The sequence below is a fragment of the Mesorhizobium sp. M0848 genome (assembly GCF_040319805.1).
In the GTDB taxonomy this organism is placed as follows: domain Bacteria; phylum Pseudomonadota; class Alphaproteobacteria; order Rhizobiales; family Rhizobiaceae; genus Mesorhizobium.
This window is the reverse complement of sequence record NZ_JAMYOM010000043.1, coordinates 15,334-37,927: the sequence shown is the minus strand read 5'-3', so window position 1 is coordinate 37,927 and position 22,594 is coordinate 15,334. Positions and strand designations below refer to the sequence as shown.

At 61.2% G+C, this 22,594-nt stretch carries 18 protein-coding genes and 1 pseudogene; 8 read left to right on the top strand and 11 right to left on the bottom strand.

Features of this window, described 5'->3' with window-relative positions:
• Positions 1-6 precede the first annotated feature (6 nt).
• Entirely contained in the window at positions 7-426 is a 420-nt protein-coding gene (locus NKH95_RS31945; protein ID WP_352894379.1) for a Fic family protein, read from the top strand.
• Between the two features lie 77 nt (positions 427-503).
• On the opposite strand, the gene NKH95_RS31940 is transcribed toward NKH95_RS31945, so the two are convergent.
• Both NKH95_RS31940 and NKH95_RS31935 read right to left on the bottom strand, forming a co-directional pair.
• A complete protein-coding gene (locus tag NKH95_RS31940) occupies positions 504-1,997 on the bottom strand; it encodes an NAD-dependent succinate-semialdehyde dehydrogenase (RefSeq protein ID WP_023768617.1) in 1,494 nt (497 codons plus the stop codon).
• 122 nt (positions 1,998-2,119) lie between these two features.
• The gene (locus tag NKH95_RS31935) at positions 2,120-3,499 is read right to left on the bottom strand and encodes an aminotransferase (RefSeq protein ID WP_352793957.1); all 1,380 of its coding nucleotides are present in this window, start codon (positions 3,497-3,499) and stop codon (positions 2,120-2,122) included.
• A 161-nt stretch (positions 3,500-3,660) separates the two neighbouring features.
• On the opposite strand from NKH95_RS31935, the gene NKH95_RS31930 reads away from it, so the two are divergent.
• The 4 genes from NKH95_RS31930 to NKH95_RS31915 all read left to right on the top strand — a co-directional run bounded on the left by NKH95_RS31930 (position 3,661) and on the right by NKH95_RS31915 (position 7,575).
• Positions 3,661-4,479: a transketolase gene (locus NKH95_RS31930; protein WP_245263162.1), complete on the top strand. Its 819-nt coding sequence runs from the start codon at positions 3,661-3,663 to the stop codon at positions 4,477-4,479.
• Complete coding sequence (locus NKH95_RS31925; protein WP_023747620.1) at positions 4,476-5,456, top strand: transketolase family protein; 981 nt, start codon at positions 4,476-4,478, stop codon at positions 5,454-5,456. The genes NKH95_RS31930 and NKH95_RS31925 overlap by 4 nt, the downstream gene beginning before the upstream one ends.
• Before the next feature lie 33 nt (positions 5,457-5,489).
• Positions 5,490-6,803: an aspartate aminotransferase family protein gene (locus tag NKH95_RS31920; RefSeq protein ID WP_023768619.1), complete on the top strand. Its 1,314-nt coding sequence runs from the start codon at positions 5,490-5,492 to the stop codon at positions 6,801-6,803.
• 88 nt (positions 6,804-6,891) lie between these two features.
• Complete coding sequence (locus NKH95_RS31915; RefSeq protein ID WP_023737066.1) at positions 6,892-7,575, top strand: GntR family transcriptional regulator; 684 nt, start codon at positions 6,892-6,894, stop codon at positions 7,573-7,575.
• 44 nt (positions 7,576-7,619) lie between these two features.
• Here the strand turns inward: NKH95_RS31915 and NKH95_RS31910 are convergent, their stop codons facing one another.
• The 8 genes and pseudogenes from NKH95_RS31910 to NKH95_RS31875 form a co-directional block, all read right to left on the bottom strand.
• The gene (locus NKH95_RS31910; protein WP_023768620.1) at positions 7,620-9,413 is read right to left on the bottom strand and encodes a hydantoinase B/oxoprolinase family protein; all 1,794 of its coding nucleotides are present in this window, start codon (positions 9,411-9,413) and stop codon (positions 7,620-7,622) included.
• A 32-nt stretch (positions 9,414-9,445) separates the two neighbouring features.
• Positions 9,446-11,506: a hydantoinase/oxoprolinase family protein gene (locus NKH95_RS31905; RefSeq protein ID WP_352538807.1), complete on the bottom strand. Its 2,061-nt coding sequence runs from the start codon at positions 11,504-11,506 to the stop codon at positions 9,446-9,448.
• Between the two features lie 16 nt (positions 11,507-11,522).
• A complete protein-coding gene (locus tag NKH95_RS31900) occupies positions 11,523-12,512 on the bottom strand; it encodes an ABC transporter permease (protein WP_352443109.1) in 990 nt (329 codons plus the stop codon).
• A complete protein-coding gene (locus NKH95_RS31895; protein ID WP_352443110.1) occupies positions 12,505-13,479 on the bottom strand; it encodes an ABC transporter permease in 975 nt (324 codons plus the stop codon). Before NKH95_RS31895 ends, NKH95_RS31900 begins: the two co-directional genes overlap by 8 nt.
• Complete coding sequence (locus NKH95_RS31890) at positions 13,476-14,978, bottom strand: sugar ABC transporter ATP-binding protein (RefSeq protein ID WP_352760697.1); 1,503 nt, start codon at positions 14,976-14,978, stop codon at positions 13,476-13,478. The genes NKH95_RS31895 and NKH95_RS31890 overlap by 4 nt, the downstream gene beginning before the upstream one ends.
• 74 nt (positions 14,979-15,052) lie before the next feature.
• Positions 15,053-16,030 (bottom strand): TMAO reductase system periplasmic protein TorT, encoded by a 978-nt coding sequence (gene torT, locus NKH95_RS31885; RefSeq protein ID WP_352894372.1) that lies wholly within the window; start codon positions 16,028-16,030, stop codon positions 15,053-15,055.
• The gene (locus NKH95_RS31880; RefSeq protein ID WP_352894370.1) at positions 15,991-16,122 is read right to left on the bottom strand and encodes a hypothetical protein; all 132 of its coding nucleotides are present in this window, start codon (positions 16,120-16,122) and stop codon (positions 15,991-15,993) included. The genes torT and NKH95_RS31880 overlap by 40 nt, the downstream gene beginning before the upstream one ends.
• A gap of 476 nt (positions 16,123-16,598) precedes the next feature.
• Positions 16,599-17,104 (bottom strand): annotated as a pseudogene (locus NKH95_RS31875) (ISNCY family transposase); the annotation flags it as partial.
• A 365-nt stretch (positions 17,105-17,469) separates the two neighbouring features.
• Between NKH95_RS31875 and NKH95_RS31870 the strand changes: the two are divergent.
• Complete coding sequence (locus NKH95_RS31870) at positions 17,470-18,222, top strand: SDR family NAD(P)-dependent oxidoreductase (protein WP_286461381.1); 753 nt, start codon at positions 17,470-17,472, stop codon at positions 18,220-18,222.
• Positions 18,223-18,233: 11 nt separating this feature from the next.
• Here the strand turns inward: NKH95_RS31870 and NKH95_RS31865 are convergent, their stop codons facing one another.
• Entirely contained in the window at positions 18,234-18,902 is a 669-nt protein-coding gene (locus NKH95_RS31865; RefSeq protein ID WP_352538810.1) for a GntR family transcriptional regulator, read from the bottom strand.
• An 860-nt stretch (positions 18,903-19,762) separates the two neighbouring features.
• On the opposite strand from NKH95_RS31865, the gene hemA reads away from it, so the two are divergent.
• Together hemA and NKH95_RS31855 are read left to right on the top strand one after the other, a co-directional pair.
• Positions 19,763-20,893: a 5-aminolevulinate synthase gene (gene hemA / locus NKH95_RS31860; RefSeq protein WP_502895401.1), complete on the top strand. Its 1,131-nt coding sequence runs from the start codon at positions 19,763-19,765 to the stop codon at positions 20,891-20,893.
• Positions 20,894-21,084: 191 nt separating this feature from the next.
• Positions 21,085-22,389, top strand: coding sequence for an ATP-grasp domain-containing protein (locus NKH95_RS31855; protein WP_352558836.1), 1,305 nt, complete (start codon positions 21,085-21,087; stop codon positions 22,387-22,389).
• The last annotated feature ends 205 nt before the right edge of the window (positions 22,390-22,594 follow it).

Here is a 22,594-nt window from a genome sequence, read left to right as displayed (position 1 = left end):
AAGAGCATGATGGATCATGCCGATATGCCCCGCCAGGGTGATCTCGACGGACGTGGCAACCTCTCCGAACGCGCACTCGGCGATTTTACCTTATGGTTCCTGCAGGCGTGTATCGATCAGGTGAGCTTCATGACCGGACTGTTCGATCTCGACACGTTGGCCAAGCGGCTGTATCGGCATGTGGAGCGCAGTGGTCTGAAGCCCGAAGCCGGCCGCCTCGTGGAGGAAGCGCTCACGCGCGGTGAGTTTGACCGCGGCGAGGCATCCCGTATTAGCGGACTACCCGAACGTACGGCGCGTCGAGTGTTCAATGACGTAATCGCGCTCGGACTATTGGCGTGGGAAACGCCAAAGGGCCCAGTGTCCCTACGCTTTCCGGCGGACGCTCTGGACGCGCTGTTTCCGAAGCTTTTTCCGGAAACGTAAGAGCATAGGGCGCTCACGATCTTAGGTCACTTCTCCTCGGAACCGGAAAGATTTTCACCGGATCACCCGCGGGTTCGTCATTCCGCGTTCTGAGACGCGGGAAAAGCCGGCGCACTAGAGCCGAGGCCGCCGATGCAGACATATTTGGTGTCGAGGTAATCCTCGATGCCCTGATGTCCGCCTTCCTTGCCGAGGCCGGATTCCTTGACGCCGCCGAAGGGTGCCTCCGGCGTGGTGATGAGGCCTTCATTGACGCCGACCATGCCGTATTTCAGCCCTTCCATGACGCGGAAGGCGCGGCCGAGATCGCCGGTGTAGAAATAGCAGGCGAGGCCGAATTCGGTGTCGTTGGCGAGCGCTATCGCTTCCTCTTCGGTCTCGAACTTGAACACCGGGGCGACCGGCCCAAAGATCTCTTCCTTCATGAAGCGCATATTGGGTGTCGCGTTGGCGATGACGGTCGGCTGGAAGAACGAGCCGCCGAGCGCATGGCGCTTGCCGCCGGCAACGATCTTGCCGCCCTTGGATGTGGCGTCGGCGATCAGTTCTTCGACCTTCTCGACCGCCTTCTCGTCGATCAGCGGCCCCTGCTGCACGCCGTCCTCGAGGCCGGAGCCGACCTTCAGCCCATTGCTGGCGGCAGCGAGCTTCTCGACGAACTTGTCATAGACACCAGCCTGGACAAGGAAGCGGTTGGTGCAGACGCAGGTCTGGCCGGAATTGCGATACTTGGCGGTGATCGCACCGGCGACCGCACGCTCGAGGTCGGTGTCATCGAAGACAATGAACGGCGCGTTGCCACCGAGTTCCATCGACACTTTCTTGACGGTGACCGACGACTTCTGGATGAGAAGCTTGCCGACTTCCGTCGATCCGGTGAAGGTGATCTTCGACACCAGCGGATTGGCGCAGATCTCGTCGCCGATCTCGCTTGCCGAACCGGTCAGGATGTTGACGACGCCCTTGGGGAAGCCGACCTCCTCTGCGAGCGCACCCCAGGCGAGGCCCGAATATGGCGTCTGCGAGGCCGGCTTGACCACTGCGGTGCAGCCGGCGGCGAGCGCCGGGCCGAGCTTGCGGGCCAGCATCGAGGACGGGAAATTCCACGGCGTGATGGCGGCGATGACGCCGACCGGTTCCTTGGTCACCAGGATACGGCGATCCGCCCACGGCGACGGCACCACGTCGCCATAGGTGCGGCGGCCTTCCTCGGCGAACCACAATATGTAGGCCGCGGCAGAGCCAATCTCGCCCTTCGATTCGAACAGCGACTTGCCCTGCTCGATGGTCAGCAGTTCGGCCAGCACGTCCTGATTGTCCATCATCGCGTCGTGCAGCTTGCGCAGCAGCTTCGAGCGCTCGAGCGCGGTCGTCTTGCGCCAGGTCTTGAAAGCTTCCGCGGCGGCTTCGATGGCGCGGCGGGTCTCGGCTTTGCCCGACTTCGGCACGGTGCCGATCTTGAGACCGGTGGCCGGGTTGTTGACGTCGACCGTCTGGCCGCTGTCGGCCTGCACCCATTCGCCGTTGATGAGATTGGCCTGGCGCATGAAATGGCTGGTTTTCTGAAGCATGGTCTGGCCTCCGTTCGGATAAGACAATCAGGATCCTGTATGCTGGCTGCGGCTCGCGCTTGCCCAAGCGCCTTTCGCGCGGCCGGCCCCTCCAGCGACGTCTCGCCGCACGCCGGGCGGGTTCATGCCGACTGGTCAGTCCGCGCATGGGCCGCCGCGGTCTCATCAAGAGCCGCGCGAATGCCATCAACCATGTAATCGATCTCTTTAGGGGCGATGACGTAGGGCGGGCAGATTGCCAGCACGTCGCCCATGTTGCGGATCATGACTCCGTGCTCGCGGCACCGCCGCTCGACATCGGTGCCAATTCGCAGCTCCGGCGCAAAGGCGCGACGGGTGGCGCGATCCTCGACGATCTGGATCCCCGCTATAAAACCGCGGCCGCGGACCTCGCCGACCAGTGTATGGTCGTTGAGCGCGTCCGCGAGCGCTGCATGCAGATAATCGCCGAGACGGCGCGCCTGGCTCACGAGATCGATCTCGCGGTAGATCCTGATCGCCTCGGCGGCGACGGCGGCTGTCACCGGATGGCCGGAATAGGTGAAACCGTGGCCGAACACGCCGACCTTGTGGGCCTCGTCGGCGACGCACTGGTAGACCTTGTCGGAGATAATGACGCCGCCAATGGGCAGATGACCGGATGAAAGCCCCTTGGCGACCGACAGCATGTCCGGTTCCATGCCAAAAGTCTGGCTGCCGAACCAATTTCCGGTGCGTCCGAAACCGCAGACCACCTCGTCGGCCAGCATCAGAATGTCGTATTTGCGCAGCACCGCCTGAACCTTTGGAAAATAATTCTCCGGCGGTACCAGCACGCCGCCGGCGCCCATGACTGGCTCTGCGATCATCGCGGCAATCGTCTCTGGCCCCTCCGCCAGGATCAGGGCCTCGAGTTCCTGGGCCAGGCGCGTGGCGTAGTCATGCTCCGCCTCGCCCGGCAGACCGTCGAGATAGTGGAACGGCCGCGCGGCGAATATGACGGGAAGCGGCGGCAGGTTGAAGGACTTGTGCATGTGCGGCAGCCCACTCAGCGCCGCGCCCATGATCGTACTGCCGTGGAAGGCGCCAAACCTGCTGATGATCTTGCGTTTCTCCGGACGTCCCCGCGCGGCCTGGTAATACCAGGCGAGCTTGACCATCGTGTCATTGGCTTCCGAACCGGAGCCGACCAGAAAGACGCGCGCGTGGTCGAACGGCGCCAACGCGGTAAGCTGTTCAACGAGTTCGACGGTGGGCTCATTCGAGCGGTGATTGAAGGTGTGATAGACGGCGAGCTTGCGCATCTGGCGGTCAGCAGCGGCGGCCAGCCGGCTGTCGCTGAAGCCGAGCGAGGCACACCAGAGTCCGCCCATGCCCTCGATATAGCGGTTGCCCGCGTCATCCGTGACGGTCGCGCCTTCGCCGGCCACGATCGTCAACGGACCATGATCCTCATGCAGGCGTGGATCCGTTTGGGAATGAAAGTGCCTGGCCATGTCCAGCACGCGCGATTCGTTGTTCATCAAAATTCTCCTTGCGACCAGATAGGCGGTTGCTTCGGCGAGGAATATCTTATAACTTATAAGTTGTCGAGAAAAAATGATCCTGAGAGTGACGTCCAATGGCCAACGCACCCACTCCTTCAAACAACACCCTGCCACCCGACGCGGAGCGGATCGCCCTGTTGCGCGACAGGGCAGAGTTCGTCCGGCTCGAGACGCTGCGCCTCATCCAGATCGCCAAGGTGGGCCACTATTCGTCGGTGTTCTCCTGCGCGGAAATATTCGCCACGCTCTACTACGATGCGATGCGGCTGAGGCGCGGCGAGCCGCAATGGCCGGATCGCGACCGCTTCCTGATGGGCAAGGGACATGCCGCGGTCGGCCTTTACCCGCTGCTGGTCGACTGGGGCTTCTTCTCCAAGGACGTCCTCGATGGCTACACCCGGCTCGGCAATCCGCTTGGCGATCATCCCGACATGCGCAAGGTGCCCGGCGTCGATTTCAGCTCCGGCTCGATCGGCCATGCCCTGTCCGGCGGCCTCGGCATGGTGCTTGGCGGCCGTGCGGCCAACCGGCGCTTCGATGTCTATGTCCTGCTCGGTGACGGCGAGATGCAGGAGGGCCAGGTCTGGGAAGCGGCGCTCTCCGCCGCCCACCATAAGGCCGGCAATCTGATCGCCATCGTCGACCGCAACGGATACCAGCTCGACGGGCAGGTCGACGACATCATCGGCATCGAACCGTTGGCCGACAAATGGGCGGCGTTCGGCTGGCAGGTGCACGAGGTCGATGGGCACGACGTCGTCGCTCTCGCGACGCTGCTGCGACAGTTGAAGGCCGAGGCAGACCGCACCCGGCCCGTCTGCATCATTGCCAAGACCTCCAAAGGCAAGGGCGTTGGTTACATGGAAACCGAACCCGGCTGGCATCTGGGCTATCTCGCGCCATCGGACGAGGCCTTGGCCGCCGAAGAGATCAAGCGTGGAGGCAAAACACAATGAACGGCCCGATCGATACCAACTCCTGGCAGTACCGCCAGATCAACGCGCGTGCGCCTGGCCTGAGTTATCTGGCCAACGCGCTCATTGATCTGGTCGAAGACGGTTATCCGGTCGTGGCCGGTACGGCCGACCTTCAATATTCCAACGGGCTGGTGCGGTTCGCGCAACGCTTTCCCGAACGCTTCACGCAATTTGGCATTTCCGAGCAGAACATGGTTTCGGCTGCTGCCGGCATGGCCAGCACAGGCGCCATGCCGTTCGTCGCTACATTCGCTTCTTTCCTGGCGCTGCTGTGCTGCGAACAGATCAGAACCGACGTCGCCTATTCGGCTCTGCCGGTGCGGCTGATCGGTCATCATGCCGGTATTTCACTCGGCTTCTACGGCACCTCCCACCATGCGACGGAAGATCTTGCCATCATGCGAAGCATCGCCGACCTCACGGTCGTCGCGCCGGCTGACGGCCCGCAACTGGCGGCCGCCGTCAAGGCGTCTGTCAATCATGCCCAGCCAATCTACTTCCGCATTGGCCGCGGCCAGGAACCGCTGGTCTATGAAGACGACGGCGTCGACTTCCAGTTCGGCAAGGCGATCGTTCACGGCGAAGGATCGGACCTGACCATCATCGCCTGTGGCTCGATGGTCCATCCCTCAAGGGAGGCTTACCGCGCGCTGCGCGCGGCGGGCAAATCCGTCGGACTGATCGACATGCATACGGTGAAGCCAATGGATACGAAGGCAGTGCTCTCGGCCGCGGCTCACTCCCGCTTCATTCTAACCATCGAGGAACACAATATCCTGGGCGGTCTGGGCGGCGCCGTGGCGGAAATCCTGGCGGAGGCGGGCAGCCCGGCACGGTTGATACGCCATGGCATCCGCGACGAATACAGCCTGATTGCGCCGCCAACGCATCTCTACAAGCACTACCGGCTGGACGCGGCGGGAATCGAGGCCACCGTTCTTGAAGCCCTCGGCTGAGCCGGCGGACCATAGCCATGCACGGACATTCCGATGACCGATCAGAATAACACCGCCCGACTCATTGAGCGCGCCGGTGCGGTGATGCCGGGCGGATTGCTCAGCCCGAGCCGCAGGCTCGGCGCGCCGCATGTATTTGCCCGGGCGCAGGGTGCGTTTCTCTACGACGTCGACGGACACCAGTACACCGACTTCCATTGCGGCTTCGGCGCCAACGTGCTTGGCCACTGTCATCCGGCGGTGCGCGAACGCATCGCTGCGGTCACGCAGGATATCGATCTTGTCGGTGCGGGAACGATGCGGCTGGAGATCGAGGTGGCGGAGGCGCTGGTCGACTGCATCCCTTGCGCGGATCTCGTCGCCTTCTGCAATTCCGGATCGGAGGCGACCTATCACGCCCTGCGCCTTGCCCGCGCCGCCACCGGTCGCAAGCGCATCATCAAGTTCCAAGGCGGCTATCATGGCTGGCACGACTATGTCGCCATGAACGTACAGTCGCACGCGCAGGCGATCGGCAAGTACGATCCCATCAGTGCTGGCATCCTCGAGGATGCCGCCCGTCACACCATCGTGCTGCCTTACAACGATGCCGGCGCCGTCGAGGATTATCTCAAGGCCAATCCAGGCGATGTCGCGGCGATCATCATCGAGCCAATCGCTCACAATATGGGGTCGGTGATCGCGACGGATGTTTTCCTGCGCGAGCTGCGTCGCCTGACCAGCGATCATGGTGTCGTGCTGATCTTCGACGAGGTCATCACCGGCTTTCGCCACGCGCTCGGCGGCTATCAGTCGATCGCCGACGTCACGCCTGATCTCGCGACCTTCGGCAAGGCGGCCTCGTCAGGCTATCCCGTTGGCGTGGTGGCCGGTCGTCGCGATCTCATGGCGCTCGTCGGCCGGACCGGGGAAGGATCCGTGTTCATGGGCGGTACTTTCAACGGCACGCCGTCGACGCTCGCCGCCATGCAGGCGACGATTGAGGAGCTGTCGAAACCAGGCTTCTACGACCGCCTGTTTGCCCTCGGCGCTTTCATGCGCACGCAGCTGGATGGCATTATCGATCGCCTCGGCCTGCCCGCGCAGAGCGCCGGGTTTGGCTCGGTCTGGCTGATCTATTTCCTCAGCGGTCCTTACCGCGACTACCAGGACTTGCTGGGCAACGACGATGTTTTCGATCTTGCATTCCGCAGAGAGATGGTGGCGAACCGGCTGATCGGCCAGCCGCTTCCGCTCAAGCGTCTCTACCTGTCAGGGAGCCATGACCGGGCGACAGTCGAGAAATCGCTGGATATCATCGAGACAATCCTGCGCAAGCTCTCCGCTGGGAAACCCGCCAGCTCCTAGCCATGTTTCGCAACGGACTTATAGGATATAAGAGCGTCTCGCACTATCCGTTGTCGATTCGGTGCGGCCAAGATTGCAGCGGTGGACCATGAGCACGATGCAGCCAATCGAGCAAGGCAGTCTGTCGGCGAGAACTTATATCTCGCTGCGCGAAGCCCTGATCGCCGGCAATTTCCGGCCCGGCGAAAGACTGTTGATGCAGGATCTGGCGCAACGGCTGGGCACCAGCGTCACGCCTGTGCGCGAGGCCTGTTTCAGGCTCGTCAGCGAGCAGGCGCTGGAACTGCGGTCAGGGCGGTTCATCACCGTTCCAGAGCTGACCCGGTCGCGTTACTGGCAGGTCCGGCTCATTCGCATCGCGCTCGAGGGACTAGCGGCCGAACTCGCCGTTGAGCATGTTTCGGAGAAGGACATTGCAAAACTGGTCGAGATCCATCGCGATTTCGTGGCCGGCGAAACGTCCGGCGATGCTGACCGCGCCCGTCGCGCCAATCGTGAATTCCACTTCGGCGTCTACCGCCTGTCCAAGATGGATATGCTGATCGCGCAGATCGAAAGCCTGTGGGTCTCGATGGGCCCTATCCTTAACGTGTATTATCTGCAGGCCGAGAACGATTACATCGGCGCGGAGGAGCACGAGACGCTGATCGAAGCGTTCCGGACCCGCAACAAGAAGGTGGCGCGTAAGGCGATCGAACGCGACATCGTGCGCGGTGGCATGAACCTGTTGCGGTATTTCGACGAGCAGGACGCGGCCGCCAAGCGGGCGTGATCGAAGCCGCCGGTCATTTGCTGGCGACCTCTCTTCGCGCTGGCTCAGGCCGCCCGAAGGCGCGCGGTGGCATCCTGGTCGACGGCCCAGACGCCCTGCTCGGCGTCCAGCACCAGGGCAACCTTGTAGGACTTGCGAGCCGCTTCGCTTGTTAGCCAGCCGCGGCCAACGCTGGCCGCGACACGGCGGACATCGCGCTTGGTCGGGTCGCCGTAGCCGCCGCCGCCACAGGCAACGAACTCGATGCGCTCGCCGGCGCGGCACGCCTCCTCATGGAAGGCCGGCAATTCCACCAGCTTGCCATCCGTGCCGCGCTTGGCACTGCGACTTGCTTTGGCGTCACCGCCGCCCAGCACGCCACGCGGCGGAAAGGTTGTGCCATCGGCCGAGTAGACCAGTGTCATCTCGTGGTCGACGGGATAGAAGACACCGCCCACCGCGGGAGCGCCCTCGAACTCGCCAATGCCTTGGGTATCCGCCACCACGCCGCGCGATTCAATGATGATGGGATACATGGATTCGTCCACTTCCACGGAATCCAGCGCGATCAGGCCGCCATTCGCCGGCCCGCAATATGTCAACCAGCCGTCATAGCCGTGACGCGCGCCGCCGCCGGCGTAGCCAATGAAGACCTGGTTGACGTAGGGCTGCCCGTCCTTGAACGGATCCTTGCCCGAAATCACCCCGATCCCCGCCGGCAGGTGCGAGCCGCTCTCGGCCTGGCCATAGGGTTCTCCCATCGTCGAGAACACGCAATTGCCGGCGATGATCAACCGGTCGTTGACATTGGTGGTCGCCACCGAGGTGCCTACTGGGTAGCGGGGCTTGCCAACCACGCTTCCCTCCCGCATCAACACCTTGATCCGGCTCTTGGCGCCCTCGTTGTGCGGGATGCCGTCGTCGAGATTGTTGAAGACGCCAATGCGGCACGAGCCCGTGCAGGTGTTTTCCGACAGGTTGAGACCGCCAGGGACGTTATCCATGTTGTCACGCACGTCGACCGTGATCTCGCCGGCTTCAGGGTCGACATCGATGGTGATCCGGACCGGGATGCCCTCCTCCGCCACGCCGGGGACCGGGTCATGGCGGACCTCGTAGGAGAACTTGCCCTTCGGCAATTTGGCGATCTCGGCCATGGCGCGACGCGCACCGTAGTCGAACCAGTCCTCGACGAAATCCAGCAGCGTGTCGCGGCCGTATTTTTCAAGCAGTTCCAAGAGACGGCGTCGACCGGTCCTGCAGGCGCCGATCTGGGCTCGCACGTCGCCCAGCCAGATGTCTGGAACACGGTTGCGCATCATGCCGATGCGCAGGATGTCCTGCTTCTCCCGGTGCTGTTCGACCACACGCACGCAGGGAAAGTGGATCCCTTCCTCATAAACGTTCTTGGCAAATGGCAGATAGGTCGAAGGTGTCGGCGCGCCAGTATCGGCGTGATGGGAAAGCGCCACGGCCCAGAACAGCGGCTTGCCGTCGAAAAAGATCGGCATCGCCATGATCAGGTCGGCATGATGGGTGCCGCCAGTGTATGGGCAGTTGTTGAGGAAGATGTCGCCGTCGGCGATATCGTCGAACAACTCCGTTATCGGACGGGTCGCCAGATCCATCGACATGACGTGGATCGGCAGCGCGTCCTCGGTGGAAACGAGGCGGTGATCATAGGTCAGGATCGCACAGCTCAGGTCGCGGGCGTTCTTGATCACCGCTGAGCGGCTGGCCCGCATCACGACCAGCGTCATTTCCCGCACCACCGCCTCGAACCGGCTTTTGAGAACCGACATCAGGAACGGATCGACGCGGCGCGTTGGCGTCTCCAGGCGAATGACAGGTGAATTCATTTTACGATGCCTTGTTCGGGAAGGTTTGAGTCTCAATCGACTGTCACGACAATGTTGCCTTGCGGGTCCACGCGCCCGCGATGTCCGTCCTTCAGGAAGGCGGTGAACGTCGTCGCCTCAACCAGGCATGGCCCATCAAGCGCCGCCCCCGCGCCCAGCTGGTCCATGTCGTAAACAGGCAGAGAGCTCGTCCCCCGGGTTTCGTGCAAATAAGCTGACCGATGGGTCTTGGCGACCGGCGCCGTCGCCTGGTCGGCCAGCCTGAAATCCTTCCAAGCATCCTGATTGGCCCGCTTGCCCACCGCGCGCAGCTTCCAGTTGGTGAATTCGACAATGTCGCGGTCGGATCTGATCGAATAGATGCGTTCGTGCATCTGATGAAACGCTTCGACGAGACTTGGGAGTTTTTCCGCTTCGAGGCGCGCCTCATTGGCCTCGAAATGGACCTCGATCTCCCAGGACTGGTACTCGTAGCGACCAAGAAAGGAGAACTCGAAACGCCGCAGCTCGGGCTCAACGCCGGCCTGTTCGAGGAATGCTTCGCCCGACACCTTCAACCGCGCCAGGATGTCGGAGACGCCGGCGGCGTCGAAGCGCCGGGTCGAGGTCAGGAAAACCGCGCTTTCCTCGCGCGTGATATCAGAGATCAACCCGCCGAACGCGCTCAGCCCGGCCATGAAGCGCGGGATCATGTAGCGTTTCAAGCCCAATATGTCGGCCATCTCGGCGATGTGGATGGCGGTCGCGCCGCCGCCGCAGACAAAGAAACTGTCGCGTGGGTTTATGCCCTCGCGAATGGTGATTTCCTCGATGGCCCCGACCATGTTGTGGTTGCTGGTGGTCTGGATGGCGTAAGCCGCGTCGAGCAGCGGGATGCCGAGCCGCGTCGCGATGCTCGCGACCGCTTTCTCGGCCAGATCGCGGCTGATCTTGATCCGGCCGCCGAGAAAATAATCCGGGTCAATGATGCCGAGCACGACATTGGCGTCGGTGACCGTCGGCGCGGTGCCGCCCGCTCCGTAGCATGCCGGCCCCGGCCGCGCGCCAGCGCTTTGCGGCCCGACACGAAGCAGGCCGCCATCGTCGACCCAGGCAATCGACCCGCCGCCGGCGCCAACCGATCTCACATCGACTTTCGCGATCCCCAGCGAGTCGTCGTGGATCATGCTGTCCGGGGTGACGATGATCTGGTGGTCACGCAAAGCCGAGACGTCGAAGGTGGTGCCGCCCATGTCACCGACGATGACGTTGGCTTCGTCGCTCAGCGCCAGCGCGGCCATCGGCGCCAGCGTCGGCCCCGACATGACGCTGTAGATTGGCCGCCGCAGCATCTCGGCGGGAGGCATCATTCCACCGACGCAGTTGGCGAGCAGCAGCTCGCCCTGGAAACCCGCCTGCGAAAGTGCTTGCCGCAAGTCCTCGATGTAGGTGCGCACGATCGGATTGATCGACGCGTCGATAGCGGCCGCGATGATGCGCTTGTACTCGCGCGACATCGGATTGACTTCATGGCTAAGCGTGACCGGGATCTCCGGCCATGCCTGCGCGATGATATCGCGCACCGTTGTTTCATGGATGGGATTGACGACCGACCAAAGCAGACCGACCGCTATCGCTTCGACCCCATAGCGCCGGAAGTCGGCTATCGCCGCCTCGACATCGGATCTCGACAGAGGCGTGAGCTCCCGCCCGCGCGCATCGACGCGGCCCCGCGCCGTCTTCGTCAGGTGGCGCGGGACATAGGGCTCGGGATAGTCGAGCCGCCACTGGAAGGCGCCCTTGCGCGGCCCCTCGCGCAGGACGAGGATGTCCTGATGTCCTTCGTTGAGGATCAATCCGACCTTGACGGTCTTGCGCTCGACCAGCGCGTTGGTCGAGACGGTCGAGCCGTGTACGATCAAGTCGATCTTGGTCATGAACGTCGCGGGATCGAGCCCGTATCCGGCCGCCGCCACGTGCAGCACGTTGATGAATCCCTTCTCGAATTCGCCGGGCGTGGTGGGCGATTTGAAGATCGAGATTTTCCCACCGGGCTCGGAAACCAGGCAATCGGTGAAGGTTCCGCCGATATCGATGCAGACTTGATAAGCCATTTAAGGTCCGAAGCTGTTAGCGTTTCTTGTGATCGCGGCCCAGTATCAGGCTGGCCAGAATGATGAGGCCCAAAAGAACCTGCTGCAGATAGCCGTCGACCTGCATGAGATTCATGGCGTTGGAAATGACCGTGATGAACAGGGCACCGAGCAGAGCCGCCGTGACGCCTCCCTCGCCGCCGGTCAGCCGCACGCCACCGACCACCGCCGCCGCTATCGATTCCAGGGTCAGGTTGCCGCCAAGGTTGGGCTCGCCCGACCCGGTGCGCGCGGTGAGCAGCATGGCGCCAATCGCGGCCAGCAGCGAGCAGACCACGTAGTCGATCGCAACGACACGTCCGGTGCGAACGCCCGCCGCCTTCGCCGCGCGCGGGTTGGCACCGATGAGATACAGGCCGCGGCCGAACACGGTGAAGCGCAGGACCAGGAACAGCAGTGCGAAACACAGCGCGGCGAACACGATGGGCACCGGAATGCCGATCACCCGTCCCTCCGCCAAGGCCTCCGTGAAGGCTTCGGGAATGCCCGGCACGGGAAAGCCGCCGCTGACGGTTGCCGCCAGCGCCATGACAATGTTGGCCATGCCGAGCGTCGTCACGAGTGGATTGATGCCGATACCGGCGATGAGGAAGCCGTTCAGCCCGCCGATCAGCAGCCCGACGCCGAGGCCGGCGGCGATTCCCCACAGGATGGGCATATCGCCGGTTCCGGTCATCACCATCGCCGATATGACGCTGACGAGCGAGACAGTAAAACCAAGCGACAGGTCGAAGCCGCGCGTCAGCAGCACCATGGTCTGCGCCATGGCGAAGAGTGCGAGATAGCTGGTCTGGATCGCGATGTTCCAGAGATTGCCGCTTGAAACGATGCGCGGGTCGAGCAGACCGAGAACTAGCAGGGCCAGGAATACGAGCCCCGGCAGCTTGGCCTGCGCCGCGAACTGGCGGATGTCCGGGCGAGCGCGGTCAAGAACAACCGGAGCCGCCATGTCTGGACGATCAGACATTGGCCCGCCTCCCCTGAACAATTCGGTCGAAAGCCAGTGCGCCGATGAGCACGGAACCGAGAACCAGCGTCTGGAATTTGCTGTCGATCTGCGTGAGGTTCATCGCATTGGCGATGATTGAGAGGCACAGCGCCGCCATGGCGACGTTCTCGGCGCGGCCTGAGCCACCGCGCAATGAAACGCCGCCGATCACCGCCGCTGCGATCGTCTCCAGTCCCAGCGTCCCGCCGATCGTCGACTGGCCAGAACCGATGCGAGCGGTGATCAGCACACCGGTGAGCGCGGCCAGAAAACCGGAGAGCACATAGGCGGTTATCAGCACACGGTGTGTGCGCACTCCCGACAGCCGGGCGGCGCCGACATTGCCGCCGACGGCGTAGAAGTGGCGCCCGAGCGCGGTCCGACGCTGCAGAATGATGGCGATGGCGATCACCACGATCGCCAGCAGCAAGACCGGCGGCAGGCCAAGCACCTGCCCTCGCCCGATGGCATCGACGAAGGCGTCGGAAACGCCATAGATCGGGATACCCTGCGTGTAATAGAGCGTAATTCCCGCGACGATCGACAACGATGCCAACGTCACCATGAAAGGTGATAGGGAAAGCCGCGCCACCAGCGTTCCGTTTACCAGGCCAACACAGGCGCCGCTGGCCAAGGCCAGCGCCACCGGTACCAGCAGCTGGAGCCCATCCGCGTCGGGCATCGCGGCCATCGCCGCGGCCGTGACCACGGACGCCAACGCCATCGTGGCGCCGACCGACAGATCAAAACCACCGGTGGTCATGACGATCATCTGGCCGATCGCCGGAACCGCCAGGAAGGAGAAATTGCGCAGGACGTTGAGGATGTTCAGGCGGTTCAGAAAACGCGGTTCGATGATCGCGGCCGCCGCCGCGACCGCGACCAGAAGCAGGATGACGATCCCGCCTGTTTCCAGAAAACGGCGCCGCAGCATGTCAGGGCTCATGCTGCCTCCGTGGCGCCGGTTTGGGCGTCGAAATAGTGACGCAGCACGGAGGCTTCGGTGATGCCGTCGGCTTTGAGTTCGGCGACTATGCGCCCTTCACGCATGACGTAGACGCGGTTGGCCAGGTGAACGAGCTCCGGCAGTTCGGACGATGACAGCAGAATGGCCGCGCCATTCTCCACCAGGCTTTTCATAAGCCGGTAGACCTCGCTTTTGGCGCCGACGTCGATGCCAACCGTCGGTTCATCGAAAATATGGACCGAGACTGGGCGCATCAGACCGCGCGCCAGCACGAGTTTCTGCTGGTTTCCTCCCGAAAACGACGACGCCGCGCGTTCCGGCGCCATAGGTCGCAAACCCAGTGTCTTCAGCGGCCCGGCTATCGCCCGGCGCTCGCGCCATGACTTGAGCAGTCCGGCGTGGGACAGTCTCGGGTCGTCAAGCGCGGCCATGGTCACGTTCTCGCGGCCCGGACGGCCAAGCGCCAGTCCCTCGGCGCCGCGATCAGCTGGATAGTAACAAAGTCCAGCACGCAACATGCCGTGCGGGACTGGCGCTCTTACCACCGCGCCATGGAGTTCGATCTCACCGGACGTCACCCGCTCCAGGCCGAACACGGCCCGGCAAAGTTCGCTACGACCGCAGCCAACCAGGCCCGCCAGGCCGACGATTTCTCCAGCCCTGACCGTGATGGAGGCATCTGACACGCTACCGGAGACACGCAGCCCTCTGGTCGCCAGCACGACCTCGGCGGGGCGCTGGCTGATTGACGGGTAGATTCGCTCGACCGGCTGGCCGACCATCATCTCAATGAGCGCAGCATCGGATGCCGCGGCGATGGCCACGGTATCGATCTTACGCCCTCCTCGCAGCACCGTGACACGATCCGCGAGCCGACGGATCTCGGCCATGCGGTGCGACACATAGATAATGCCGACGCCCCGGGCCTTGAGACCCGCGATGGCGGCGAAAAGTTTTTCCGCTTCACCGTCGGTGAGCGACGCGGTCGGTTCGTCCAGGATGAGTATCTTGGCATCCGAAAGCATGCCTTTGGCAATCTCGACCATCTGCTTTTGCGCCCGGGTCAGCGTTTCGATCTTGCTGTCCAGCTCGACGTGAAAGCCAATTTCGCGGAAGCGTTCCTCGGCGCGGGCGCGCATCGCGCGCCGGTTCAGGAAAAGCCGCCCTTTCAACTCGCGTCCAAGAAACAGGTTCTCCTCGACCGTGAGGTCGGGGACGAGACTAAATTCCTGGAACACTGCCGCGACGCCGGCATCGCGGGATTTCTGTGGGGTCAGCGCGGAAACGGTTTGGCCGTCGATACGGCACGAGCCTTCGGTCCAGCCATACGTTCCCGCTATCAGGTTGATGAGCGTCGACTTGCCGGCGCCGTTTTCACCGAGAAGGGCATGGACCTCACCGCTCAACAGCGAGAAGTCGACGCCGTCAAGCGCCACCACACCCCCGAAACGCTTCGTCATACGCGTAAGTTCAAGCATCGCTGACACCACCGAACTCGAAGCAAAACGGGCGGCAGGCCAAGGCCGAGGTCTACCGCCCATCGAAGATGTGGCTATTGTACCGAAAATTCAGGCTTCCACCCATCGGGCGCGAAAATCTGCGTCGGGTCGATTTTGTCGACGTTGTCCTTGGTCACGATACCCGGCGCGACCAGCAGAACCTTCTCATAGTCCTTCTTTTCCAAGGCGCGCACCGCGAGGTCGACGCTGATGCGGCCCATCATCACCGGATACTCGGCGGCAAAGCCAAGCACCTTGCCTTCCTTGACCAGCTTCAGCATCGTCTGGTTCTCGTAAGACGACATGATCACGACATCGTCGCGGCCAGCGTCGGCGACGGCGCTGACGGCCGCTTCCGCCGCAGCAGCCCCGCCCCAGATGACATTGAGATCGGGATAGGTCTGCAGGGCGTCCTCGATGAGGCGCAGGCTTTGCGGAACGCCGGGCTCACCATAGAGCTCGGCCGCGAGCTTGATGTTGCCGGTTTTGATGCTGTCGCGAAAGCCCGCCATATAGCTCTCCGCCCAACCCGATCCCTGCGGACCCGGCAGGCCGATCGCGGTCGTCTTTTTGTCGCCGAGATACTTCTTGAGGTACTCACCCTCCTGAAAACCCTTCTGGTAGGTATCGGGAGTGATGCGCGCGGTGATCGGAGTTTCCAGAATGGGATTGGCGACGGCGATCTGGACAAGGCCCTTGGCGTCGCCCTCCTTCAGCTTGGCCGCCAGACCGGCTTCCGAGATGGCGGCGACGAGGATACTCTGGGCACCGGATGCGACGCAATCGTCGTATTGCGACAGCTGCTTGGGCAGCGCGTCATAGCCGCCAGCCTGCAGGACCGTCACTTTGACACCCAGGCGCTTTGCTTCCTCAACGATACCATAGTCGACCGAGACCCAGTAGCTGTCCTTGAGGTGCGGAAACAAGACGCACAGGTTCCAAGGCTTCTCGGCCTTTTCCAGCGGCACATAGTCGAGTGCCTCGACTTTTTTCAGATCGCCGCCTTTGGCGCGTTGATCTTGAAGGGCCACCAATCCTTGGCCTGGGCGGCGTTGGGCAGGACGGCCACGCCGGTGACGAAAGCCGCCGCGAGGATGGATCGGAAAGCGTGATTCTTGGTCATGTGATTCCCCATTTTCGTGTGTTCCCGGGTCCGGAGCCGGCGATTTCGCCGGCTCCGCGGTCTGCCTTGGGAGCAGAGGCTTGCTGGCGGATCGTAGTACCGTCTAGGCGAGTTCGCCTTCAGGGCCATCCGCGCCGTTGTTCATTTTCACAGCGCTACCGTACTACTTATAAGTTATAAGTCAATAGGGTTTTCATTAGCCGGTGCTCAGCCGGGAAAGTGTCTTCAATCGCGGTTTCGCTGCCTCGACCGGGATCACAATCCATTTGACGAAAGACGAGGTCGGAGACAGCAGCCATGCAACTGGCCGCGGCGATGTGGGCTTCCTCGCGACCGACCGGTATGCGGCTTGTCGATCGAGTTGCCTGACATCAAGCGCCGGCGAATAAGTCAAAGCGATCAGCGTGGCCTTCGAATACAGAGCCATTGGTCAGCAGCCGCACTTCGCTATCGACCAAATCGTCATAGTGTCTTTAGGGAGGAGATGTGCCCAGTGCATTCGCGTGCTGCAACAGCCGCGCTGAACCGCACCGCAGCGTGCCATAACACGCTGCGGTCGGATGATTGTTGAAATGACGGTTCCCCGCGCACGACCGTGCCGCTTTCCAACTTCTCTCGTCTGGCGCTTGCCAGCCTGAGTTCTTCCTAGAGGTCGGCGCCCGGATTGCGGGTGTTGTCTTGCGACTTCATTCTCCCGGCAGCCGGGCAAAGGCCCGCAACGTGGAGGCTTCTAAATGGAACGCGGGTTCCCGATGCTTAGTGGGTGGTGCTGCTTGAGCAGGGGCAGGGCAGCACAGCCTCCGCCGGCAAGCCGTCGCGGCCGGTTCCCTTGATGGCGTGCCGGCGCAAGTCCCGCGTCACCAGGCTCGCAAATCGCGATGCACGTCCAGCCATTGCGACATGGTTTTGCCAGCTGAGAGGCCGATCCCGTGTGCGGCGAACAGTCGAAACACTGATTGGTCGGTGTGCGTTCTTGGCGTATTGTGCAGCACTTCTGGCATTACTGGCCTTGCGGGGATGACGAGTCGGTCATGCGACAGTATGCATGTCCCTATCGGAATAGCCGGTCCGCCTTATCGGTCGTCACACCCGCATATCGCTCCGCTTCTAGGGAACACCCCATCACGCGAGGAAAGACATGGCCACATGCGCAGTATCGCCAATCCAGCCGTTGGGCCGACGGCCCGGCGCTTGGGCCAGTCCACCGGCTTTAACCTGCGTCACAATTGATCCACTGATCCTAGGTGACGACAACGTTGTTCGTCATGATTTGATGGGGCGGGGATTGGCCCAAAAGCGAGCCCCCCAAACTGTGCGGTTGCCAAATACGTAATGGAGTGAATTGGAATGATCATCGTAACAGGCGCCACGCACGGGATTGGGCGGGCCTGCGTGGAGAAACTTGCGTCTGCCGGTTCCAGAGTGGTGGCGACCGGCCGAGATGCAGAAGCGGGCGCGGCGCTCGAACGCGCCAATCACGGTGTCACGTTCGTTGCCGGTGACATTATCCGTGAAGACGATTGCCGCCGTGTCGTCGACCGTGCGCTTGAACTTGGCAACGGCCGGCTCGCGGGGCTCGTGAACAATGCCGGCATGTCGAAGCGCATTGCCTTCGCCACCGCCACCCAGGACGATTGGGATGAGGTCCTTGCGGTTAATGCACGCAGCGTCTTTTTCTTCATCCGTCATGCGCTGGACGGCTTGCGGCTCGGGAGGGGTTCAGTCGTCAACATGGCCAGCATCGCCGGAAAGACGGGCGAAGAAGGGCTCGCTGCCTACTGCGCCTCAAAGGCCGCGGTCATCGGGCTGACGCAGGCCCTCGCGCTGGAGTTCGGCGAGGAGATCCGCTTCAACGCTGTCTGCCCCGGCCAGATCGAAACACGCATGATGGGCAACATCATAAGCGATGCACTGCGCAAGAAGCAGCTCGAACTGCGGATCCCTGCCAACCGCTTCGGTGCCCCTGAAGAGATCGCTGATGTGGTCGCTTGGTTACTTTCGAATCAATCGAGCTATGTCAACGGCACGGTGGTGACTGTAGACGGCGGGGAAACAGCCGGCCTGCGCACACCGCGCGTCGCGCAGATCGATGGTGCTTAGGGCAATTCAGCTCAGCCGGAGCCGCGCTCGTCGAAATAGCGCAGAAAACCATGTGAGCCTCGCTGGATGTCGTTCTCGATCGCCTCGCGGGCCCTCTTCCTGTCGCCAGTCCTCAAGGCCTCGATGAGATGGTCATGTTCTTCCGCGCCGGTGTACCCGCGCGGAATTTCCCGATCGTAAACGTTAAGGATTGGACCCATCGAGGCCCACATGCTTTCGATCTGTCCGATCAGCATCGGCATACGCGACAGGCGGTAGACGCCGAAGTGGAAAGCGCGATTGGAGGATCGCGCTTCCTTGATATTACCGGCCTTATGGCTCTCTACAAATGAGGCGCGGAAGGTCTCAAGCTGTTCGAGATCGGCGGGGGCAAAATGGTCGGCAGCGTGTTCTGCCGCAAGCCCTTCAAGTGCCACGCGGATCAGCTTGATCTGAATGTAGCGGGCGCGGCTGAGGTCTGGCACCGCGGCGAACCTGCCGGAGCGCAACTCGAGCGCCTGCTCGCTGACGAGCCGCAGACAGGCTTCGCGCACCGGCGTAATGCTGGTTCCGAGCTGCCCGGCAAGATCCTGCATAAGGAGACGATCGCCCGGCGCGAAATTGCCGATGATCAAGCCATCCCGCACCTTGCTGTAAATCCGCGCGGACAGGCTGCCCATCTCCTCGGGCTGCATCTTCATAGGGCCCATGGGACTCCCCTCGCCTCTGCTGCAGCTCTATGGAAATGTCGATTTACGCGTTTCACTACGTTTATAAGTTATAATCGCTGCCTATATTTCGTTATGCAGCGGCAGACAAGTACGTGCACGTTAATTGTCTGCAGCAAACATGTCCGTTTTCATAATTATTTGTGAAATTTTGTTTCATATAAAAACAAGGAGACCCTTCTTTTCCGATTCTGACAATGGAATGTGACGACAGAAAAAGGCGCGATCTCATCTGCGTGGCATGAGTTGGTGTGCGAGAGATGATGACATCTGAAGGAGCCGGGAAGCTTACATGTCAATTTCCAGTCTGATGGGCAGAAATTTCCGATTCTGAGGCGACTCCGAACCGGCTGGACCGACGATGACGTCGGCACCGTCAAGATGATCCGGCAGGCCAGCACGTCCAAAAGCTGCGTATGGCGTTTGCAGAGCGTTTCGCCGCCGAAGGGCTTCAAGGGCTGTTGCGCGACAAGACGCGGCCCTCGCGCATTGCGGCTCTCGGGCCCGAAAGCCCGCCGAGCGCAGCTCTGACAAGGCCGCGACAGGAATCGAACGACGACTGGCCAGAATTATGAAATCGCTTGCGACACTCATGCAATTTCAGACATTTCAGTAACAAATAGATTTAACATTCTCTTCACTTGCACTTTGGGGCGCGTTACCCGAATTAGCTGGAGCGGCCGAAACCCCCGCAAGATCAAGCGCGTAGTCGAAATCCAATCTTGCTGGTGCTTGTCGAGGGATGCGACGCGATGGGCCGGCGCAGGTGCGCTGTGAAGCAGCACTGAGCGCGCCGAAAAACGGCTTCCCAACAGGAGATTGATTTGGATTATGTGCAGTATTTCGCCGGAAGAATCGAGCAACTCAAAGGCCGTGGCGGGTATCGTGAATTTGCCGATCTGGAGCGTCAGTCTGGCAACTTCCCAAAGGCCTGGCTCAATAGGCCCGACGGCCGAAAAGAGATAACCATTTGGTGCACTAATGATTATCTCGGTATGGGGCAGCACCCCAAAGTGCTATCGGCAATGAAGCGCGCCATCGATGCCAACGGCGCAGGATCGGGAGGATCCCGCAACATTGGTGGCACCAACCATTATCACGTGTTGCTCGAGCGGGAGCTTGCAGCTTTCCACAACAAGGAAGCAGGATTGATTTTTGTTTCCGGCTTCAGCTCAAACGATTCATCATTGAGTACATTGGCATCTTTGATGCCGGACACAATTATATTTTCTGACGCGCACAACCACGCTTCAATTATTAGTGGATGCCGCAACAGCCGGGCCGAAAAGCGCGTCTTCCAGCATAACGACGTTGCGCATTTGCGGGAGCTTCTGCGCAGCGTAAATCCTGCAAGACCCAAGATCATTGTTTTTGAATCGGTATATTCAATGGACGGTGACATTTCACCGATCAAAGATATCTGTGACATGGCGGACGAATTTGGCGCAATGACGTTTCTGGATGAAGTTCATGCATCGGGAATGTACGGTCCGAAAGGCGCCGGCATTGCCGCGGAACTTGGCATCATGGATCGTCCAACCATCATCGAAGGGACGCTAGGTAAGGCGTTCGGCTCGATGGGGGGTTATGTGACCGGACCTGCCTCCATTGTTGACAGCATACGAAGCTTCTCGATCGGTTTCATTTTCACCACGGCGCTTGCGCCAGCGCTAGCGGCTGGTGCGCTGGCAGCGCTGCGCCATCTTCGCGATTCAGATTCAGAACGAATTGATCTGCACCGGAAAACGAAACTTTTAATCGGATTGCTGAAAGAGGCGGGCATCCCCGTCACTCGCTGCTTACACATCGGGCCGGTTCCAGATTCAGGGCTCACCATGAGCCGGTATGACCAGAGCGCATGTTCTTGTGCTGCGAGTTTGATGTGGCTTGGCGTGCCCTACCCGAGGGGTAGGTCACGCCCAGGCCCACGGGATCACACACCAACCCCAGCTAACCTGGTTTGAACGGAGCAAGCCTCCGACGCCGCCCTAATCAAAAACGCTGCAACAGATCCTTCAAATCAATTTACAAGATTTTTACAACCGTCAGTCGTTGACAATGGTACGGCACCCCGAGTCTGAGGTCCGGCACGGCCACAAAAGTGACACCGGTACCCTCGGACCGCCGCCAGCACGCAACATCGGGATTAACAGCAATGGTAAGAAGAAGAGCGCTCATATTGGTCGAAGGCCATAGGGGTACTGGTCAGCTATACGTCCAAGCGGCTCAGTGTCTTGGTCTTCATCCAATTACTCTGACGGCTGATCCACCTCGGTACGACTATCTTTCGGCGGAAAACGTTGAGGCAATCCGTGTCGACACTGGCAATCTCGAAGCGTTGGTCCGCGAAAGTTCGCGGCTGCGTGCTACCCACGACATTGCTGGCATTACTGGCTTTGCCGGGGACCATGAATCGATCTATGCGACAGTTGGCAAGCTTTGCCGGCATTTCGATCTACCGGGACCGAACCCTGAATCGATTGAACGAAGCTGCGACAAATTCAAGCAACGCCAACTCCTCGCGCAGGCCGGCGTTCCAATACCGGCCTATCGGTTGGCAGCGAATGCGGCGGAGGTAGAAAGCTCGGCTGCAGAGATCGGCCTGCCCGTGATTCTTAAGCCGGCAGTAGGCAGCGGCAGCATGGGTGTCCGATTGTGCCGCAGCCTCGAAGACGTAGCCGAACATACGACCCATCTATTGGGCGGAAAGCACATATGGCGGTCTACACCGAAAATACTCGTCGAAGAATTCGCACAGGGCCCGTTCTATAGCATTAATGTTATGGGGAATGAGGTCGTTGCGATTTGCGCCAATGACTTTGGTCCCCTCCCCCATTTCGTCATACGTGAGGTGACGTATCCGGCCCTGCTAACCGATCAGGAGCGTGAGCGCATCGCCGATGTTTCGCTGAGCTGTTTGCGGGCTCTCGGCCTTGGCTGGGGGCCAACTAACATTGAACTCCGGTGCACGAAACGCGGTCCAGTTGTCATTGAAGTCAATCCGCGTCTTAGTGGCGCGCCCGACCCTCAACTGGTCCAGTTAGCTTACGGTGTCGACCTCGTCACCGAGCACATCAAGCTTGTCATTGGCGAGGAATGGGATCTGCGCAAAAAGCATTCGCATACTGCGGCCGCGCGATTCCTGCTTCCTGATCAAGATGGCACCCTCGACTGGATTGGTGGCGACACTCAGGCAGCTGCTATATCAGGTGTGGCCGAGGTCAAATTGAATGTTGAACCCAAGACACCGATCGTCAGGAAGGGGGATTTCCGAGACTGGATTGGACATGTCATTGCCACTTCGCCCAGCCGTGCTGAAACCGAGGGCGCCCTTCAGCGAGCGGTCGACTTGATCGAATGGTCGATCACCCCTTTTCCGGCGACAATAAGAGGTGATCGAGAGCACGATGTTTGTGGGGCGTTCGGGCGGCCCACCAGTTCTGTTCCGATCAGGCATTGACGGCTTAAGATCCTTGAAACGCAGCAGTTCCGTCTACGTCAATGTCACATCAAGTTTGACGAGGCAAATGCAGCTTTGGCCACACCTGCCTTGTCTCCCGCGGAACTTCTCCGCGACCCATGGCGAGGCCGTCGGCCCAATTTGGGCCCAATTTGAATGCCGCCCACCGCCGCCGCAGGACGAACATGCGCTTGACAAGACAACG